The organism is Streptomyces sp. NPDC093544 (genome assembly GCF_040683495.1).
In the GTDB taxonomy this organism is placed as follows: Bacteria; Actinomycetota; Actinomycetes; order Streptomycetales; family Streptomycetaceae; genus Streptomyces.
This window is the reverse complement of sequence record NZ_JBFBEA010000068.1, coordinates 1-5,977: the sequence shown is the minus strand read 5'-3', so window position 1 is coordinate 5,977 and position 5,977 is coordinate 1. Positions and strand designations below refer to the sequence as shown.

5 protein-coding genes are annotated in these 5,977 nt (G+C 59.9%); 2 read left to right on the top strand and 3 right to left on the bottom strand.

Translation table 11 applies throughout. The features are described from left to right. Positions 1 to 1,083: 1,083 nt before the first annotated feature. Complete coding sequence (locus AB0N66_RS42295) at positions 1,084 to 1,284, bottom strand: hypothetical protein (RefSeq protein ID WP_365446294.1); 201 nt, start codon at positions 1,282 to 1,284, stop codon at positions 1,084 to 1,086. Positions 1,285 to 2,038: 754 nt separating this feature from the next. Here AB0N66_RS42295 and AB0N66_RS42290 point away from each other — a divergent pair. Then, positions 2,039 to 2,251, top strand: coding sequence for a hypothetical protein (locus AB0N66_RS42290; protein ID WP_365446291.1), 213 nt, complete (start codon positions 2,039 to 2,041; stop codon positions 2,249 to 2,251). 105 nt (positions 2,252 to 2,356) lie between these two features. Next, on the top strand, positions 2,357 to 3,031 hold the full coding sequence (locus AB0N66_RS42285) for a hypothetical protein (protein WP_365446288.1): 675 nt from the start codon (positions 2,357 to 2,359) through the stop codon (positions 3,029 to 3,031). A gap of 200 nt (positions 3,032 to 3,231) precedes the next feature. On the opposite strand, the gene AB0N66_RS42280 is transcribed toward AB0N66_RS42285, so the two are convergent. Both AB0N66_RS42280 and AB0N66_RS42275 read right to left on the bottom strand, forming a co-directional pair. Beyond that, positions 3,232 to 4,359, bottom strand: coding sequence for an XRE family transcriptional regulator (locus AB0N66_RS42280; RefSeq protein ID WP_365446285.1), 1,128 nt, complete (start codon positions 4,357 to 4,359; stop codon positions 3,232 to 3,234). A gap of 40 nt (positions 4,360 to 4,399) precedes the next feature. After that, the gene (locus tag AB0N66_RS42275) at positions 4,400 to 5,047 is read right to left on the bottom strand and encodes a hypothetical protein (protein ID WP_365446282.1); all 648 of its coding nucleotides are present in this window, start codon (positions 5,045 to 5,047) and stop codon (positions 4,400 to 4,402) included. Between the last annotated feature and the right edge of the window lie 930 nt (positions 5,048 to 5,977).

The window sequence follows — 5,977 nt, the reverse complement described above, 5'->3', positions numbered from 1 at the left end:
GATCCACGGCGACGTCCCCACACCAGACCGAACGCTCAACTCCCGCACCAGTCACGGCAGCCAGGACCGATCCACCTCTTTGTGTTAGCCGTTGTTACCCACACGCCCCTCACACACGATCAGTGCGCAGCAATGAGAAAGAGCGGGAGTCAGTGAGACTGACTCCCGCTCTCTCATGTCGGCATCCGCCCAGGTCAGCGCCTGGTTTTTGCTGGCTGTAGGCGAGTGCCCCCGGCAGGATTCGAACCTGCGCGCACGGCTCCGGAGGGCCTTTCGGTCCTGGACGCGTGGGCAGGTCACAGACTGCTAGATGGTCGGTTAACGATCACTCGTCCACGAATAGTCCATGAACCGCTGTTGTGCGACGGCGGGTGCACTAGCCTTCGTGTGGGCCGATCGCGCTGGCCTGTCTCCGCTGGTGTGCCCACGTCACTCCTGGGATGCGGACAAGGTTCTCGGAATCGCGCGTCCTTATCGCTGAATGTCTACAGCGGTCAGGACGTGGGACGAGTCCGCGGAAAGCGCATCGATGCACCGCACGCGAGCGACGGCTAGGCGACAGTTCGGAAAGACAACTCGGCTTGCACGGGTTACAGCTTGGGCTCTTGCACCTGTGGGAATGATCGCCAGCTTGGGGGCAGTAGGGTCCTGGCCTGCTCAACTGATCTGGCTCAGCTTGATTCTCACGACCTCAACCATCTTGGTCTTCCTGGCTTCGGCCTACGTCCTGCTCTTCACTGGTAGCACTGAGCAACGGCATAGCGGCGCAAGGCTCCTTCTGAAGCATCTCCCTTGGCTTCGACGGTGACTTACGGCTTGCAGGTGCCTACGTGGTTGGTGGCGTCTCAATGAGCAAGTCAAACCCCGAGCGCTCTTGGAAACCTTCGTGGCGCCAGCCACCGTGGGTTCAATTCCACACCCACCGCTCAGGTGAACTGCCCCTGACCAGGTAAATCGGTCAATGGCAGTTGTGTTGTGCGTCGTCCGTGGGGACCCGGGAGTTCCCCGCTCGATCAGGCACGGCTAGGGCACGGCCTCCAATCGAGTAGTCCATGGCCGCAAACCTTGTTGCAGACGAGGTTGTCATCGGCTTCGATCACCACCATGACCGATGGTGCCGCAGTCGATGTTGCCGACGTCCAGATCCTCGCGAAGCAGATCATCCGCGGCCTCAAGACGCTCCGCGAGCACCTCGGTTGCTCGCTCCATGAGGCCCTGGACGTTTTTGCTGCCCGGTACGAGATGCTGCGGGTAGAGCGTCCGGATGACTTTGCGTGCAGTCATGACGAGTACTGGGCTGGCTTCTACTCCCGATGCGCCGGCCGCTGCTGACGCCTGCAGTGACCACCTCGATGCGAGCTACGGCGGAGGAGGTCGCTGAGGTCTACTGGGCTGGTCAGGAGGGCTGCGAGGAGCGTCAACGGTCGATATCGGTCGCAGTGGTTGCTGTACTTCGCTGCTGTACTGCAAAGGCTCCGTCGGCCGTTGATCCAACGAGCTTGTGTGCAGTTCAGAGGGGTAACCTTGGTCAACGCATGAACTTCGGTCCGGCGGACTATCCACAGACAACTACGGGACCGTGCGATCTGGGCGGTTGGGCACCAACCCGCTTGAAACGCTCGAGTAGCGGCTATGCTTCTGGTGAAGTGATGCTTGAAGCTTGCCGATCAGGAGCTGTTGCGCGACTCTGCAAGAGAGTTGGCTGCTCGGCTTCAAGCGATTCACGATCTTGATGCCGGAGTTGAGTCTAGGCGGATTCCTCTGGTTCGAGTTCTGCAGAGGGTTACTCTCCGTAGACGTACGTCTTGGCGGGTGCCGATCCCGTGCTACGCTCCGTCGCTACGCTGATCTACGATCACGGAGCGTAGCACGGGATCGGCACCCGCCACTGCAGGACTCTGATTTTTGGCTATTTTTACTTTCCCGTGCCGATATATTGGCCCTATATGCCCTTCTGTGGGCGATAAGTTCTCTCCTTCGACGCTGTACATCACTCGCGACTAGTGCGCTCTGTCGCAGCATCGTCTACCTTGTAGGTATGACGACGCTGATGGATCCGCAGGTGCGTGCGCAGATGCGCGCGCGCCGTGTCGAGCTCTCGAAGGGTATCGAGCAGCCGACCGACGGTGAGCGTCGTGCGCGTGAGCGGATCAAGGAATCCTTCGAGCACCTTGATGGAAGCGACGCTGCCTACCTTGCACTCCTCACCGGCGCTTCTATTGAAGATCTTCGCCGTGTGGGTGCTGCCTGAGTTTGTAAGTACGTGACTGAGCCTCACCGTATCCGGCCTACTTTGCGTTGTCTGCAAGAGGATCTGGAACTTCCGCTGCCACCGCCGGCCACTCCTCTCCATGAGGTGGACCATCCGCTGATTTCGCGTGCTCAACAGCAGGCGGACGTCGCACCCACGGAGAAGATTGCCAGCATCGACGACACCGTGTTGCTGAAATGCAAGCCGGGAGGGTCGCGGTGGCGTGGGGCTGTATGGGAAGACCAATGCGCGGGGCTAGGCTGGGTTGTTGCTGCCGGGCGGCGCACGGCTGGAGCTCGTGATGATTTTTACCAGAAGTTGTGCGACGACTGTAAGCGGAAGCGCGCCGCTCTGAATCAAGCGGGCGAGGAGCTGGCGCCAGGAAAGCGTACATATAGCAGGCATCTTCTGCCTGATGATGATGATCGCCTGCGCCTGAAAGCTGAGCAGAGTTACGAGCTACTCCAGGAAGCTCGAGCTCGTGTTCCTAAATTGATTCAAGAAGCCCGAGATAAAGCGGGCGATCCGGTTCGGACTGAGGTTTTTGGTACTGCCGTAGAGGCGTACGTCTTCCGAGCTATAGGTAGTTATGACGAACTTTATCTTGGTTTGAGGGTCGTTGGTTCTGCACCAGAAGGAGTTCACTACCTCATCTTGAATCTCGCTGTTCCTGAAGCCTTGGCAGAGGATTGGGCACCGATCGAGGCGCCGCATCGTGCCAATGAACCTGGTGAGATCTTCTATTTCACGTTGCTAGAGGTTCCGGACCTTCATAAGTAGCCCTCTCTTTAAGAGGGCGAGGAGACTTGAGGCTCACTTGCCAGTGCGCCCGATACGGACTACGGCAGGGCAGTAGCTGAGGTCTCGTTGGCTGGCAAGTGGGCCACCGAAGTCCCTTGCAAGCCGATGGTGGCCAAAGGTGGTTGCTGTGCTCCGTTGCTGTACAGCTTCCCCGCGTTCCCATTGGACGGGCAGGCTCGCTACCTTTCGACGGCTCGCCTGACCTTTCTGGTGCGCACTGTCTCCCCAGGTGACGTGATTAGCTTCAAGGCGGGGCGAGGTGAAAATGAACGGTGCCCTTCCCCGTCCTGGGCGGTGAGTGTTAGACCAAAAACATACTTGCTCAGCTCTTCCGACTCTACGCAGAGCTCTTCAGCTATATCGCCTGAACTCACACCACGAGCTCTTAGTGTCCGAAACACTTTATCAAAAACCTGCGACGTTTCCCTTTGGATTCCTCCAGGTTCCCCTGTTCGATACCCGCGCTTACTTAGCTCAACAATCACACTGCGATATTGCCAGTCGGTCAGCATCCCCAGATCGTGCAGGCGATAAGTGAGCGCCAAGGCGGCGACCTTCCAAATCTTTCGTCCCTTTAGAATTTGATCAATAAACGCACCCTTTGGCATGTGAGCGACAACGCTCCTGCGAGGCATTAGGAATGCGCCAGCAAAGGAATTTGCCTCTTGCTCGGCCCTGGCTCCGGTCAGGCCCGGCCCGTGCATGACCAGGTGGCCGAGCTCATGAGCAGCATCAAAGCGGCTACGCTCGGCAGACTTAAGCGTGTTAAGAAACATAAATGGCGTCTGATTATGCCAGAACGAAAATGCATCAATCTCCGCATATTCGGGGGCGAGGCTAAAGACGCGGACTCCCTTTGATTCCAAGAGGTGAACCATGTTGGGAATAGGGGCCTGCCCCAACCCCCAGCGTGATCGGACCATTTCGGCAGCGTTTTCAGGGTCAGGCTTATCCAAAGAAGGAATATCTGCGGCCGGCAATCGAAATTTCTTGGAAATAAGACCTTCAAGCTCGACCGCGAGTCGCCCAACTGAGAGTGCGACGCCGCGGCGCCCAGCAGTTAGTTTACTGCGGGCGCGAAACGCGACGGACTCGGAGGGAATTTCTTCCAGGTCGGCGCTCACGAAGAATTCAGGCGGAAACCCGAGAATATCTGAGATTTTTGCGAGCGTTTCTTCTGATGGAGACTGTCGCCCATGCTCGTAGTTGGAGAGACTTTGTGAGCTTACGTCCAACTTGCGCGACAGCTCCACGATGGTCATGCCTCGTCGCTTGCGCGCCAAAGTGATCCGCGACGGTGTAACCATGTGATCATCTCTCCACCGGTTGCGGGAGCTGCCGGTTTGGCTAGATCTCCTCCACGGGAACGTCGATGCTGCCGTCGTCGTCACGGCCATCGTCGTCGATGACCGCCTCGAACCTCAGGCGGGGCAAGATCAATCGATCACGCCAGTCGACAATGTACCCCGAGGTGCTGACAGAATCCGGGCGGGACAGCTCACTGAAGACTGTCACAGTGTCGCCCTGGCGCACCCGGTAAGTGAGCAGCAGCCAGAGGTCGAGAGCCTCGATCGTCTCGGGCTCCAGGACCTCCGGGTGTCCAGCATCAGCGTTGCTGAACAGTGTCAATTCTTCGCCAGCAACGGCGTTCGCGAACGCCTGCCCCTTCGGGTACCGACTCTTCGGTTTGGCGGGAGGAGGCCATCCTGTGCCCGCATCTCCAGCCAGCACCCCAATCGCGATGGTCTGGGCCGGGTTGACCGCAAGGGCCATGTTCTTGTGATTGAGGGGGGTCCAGCCCTCCTCAACGATCATCGTGTACCTAAGCATGCCAACGCGGGCGATCCAGTCCCGCAATCCCGGCGCTGTGGGTGGCTCGCTAGGGGTGGCTTCGCGCCGGGCGGCTTCGCCGGCTCGAATGGCCCCCTCGCAGTACTCCCACTTCATGCCGAGAACTGCAAGGCGATCAACGTCTTCTGCGGGGACCTCAGGCAAGATCGACTCCCTTGCTTAGGGTTTTGCCCCCTCACTTGAGGAGGTAAAACAATAAGCGCAAGCCTACACCCGAGTGCCGACAACGCCCCCTTGTCGTGAAACAAGCCTCTGAGCTGGGGTTTTATGCACATCACTCCCCAGCCATGCCGAGCGGTCGGCGGAGCGACTTTGGCCGGGAGCTGCTTTGGGGCGAGTGATCATGGCCCCGTAAGCTCATGGCGAGTCGGGCAGTCTGTGGACCTGCCCGTTAAAGCGCGACGTTGGGGCCATGATCTTCGAGGCTCGCCCCAAAGTGGCTGGCTAAAGTCGTGGAGCCGACCGCCCCAGCCACGGGGCAACGACCACGGGAGCGGGAGGGCCCGCAGCGCACCGCCGCCACGATCCGGCCTTACTCGGTAATACAAAGCGTCTGTGACCTGCTGTGCGGCAATCCCCCTTGGTCCATCTGTCCCAGTGCTGTATTTAGGCCGCTGCTGGTGGCGACGGGCGGACGGCGCGCCGCAGCCGGTGGCGCAGACATAGAGGCAGCGGGGCGCCGGCCGACCGGCGCCGCCGCGCGTGCGCGGCCCTCGATCAATGATCGACCTGACTCGTCAGGCAGTGCGGGAGCTGGTGAGGCTTCTGGGGTCGGCCTGTACATGCGAGGCCACAGGTACTGAAGTGTTCCCCCTACAGAGGATCGTGGCGGCGGTGCGCTGCGGGCTCTCCCGCGTGACCATGGGGTGTTGCCTCGTGGCCGGGGTGGCTGGCGCGCGCGGCTGATGCACAGCAGCCGCGAGCGCAGCGAGCCTTGATGATGTAGGGAAAGTTTGGCCGCGCCATGATCCGGAGCGGCTGTCCGGTCCCGGTAGATGCTTGACACTTCGATCCCAGCTGATGGCTGACGGTGGCCGTGATCGGCTTTGCTGTGCGCGTCGTTGTGGCGCGTGT

Excerpts from the sequence above, each read along its gene's own strand:
- AB0N66_RS42295 (WP_365446294.1), bottom strand. The coding sequence starts at position 1,284 with ATGACTGCACGCAAAGTCATCCGGACGCTCTACCCGCAGCATCTCGTA.
- AB0N66_RS42290 (WP_365446291.1), top strand. The coding sequence starts at position 2,039 with ATGACGACGCTGATGGATCCGCAGGTGCGTGCGCAGATGCGCGCGCGC.
- AB0N66_RS42280 (WP_365446285.1), bottom strand. The coding sequence starts at position 4,359 with ATGGTTACACCGTCGCGGATCACTTTGGCGCGCAAGCGACGAGGCATG.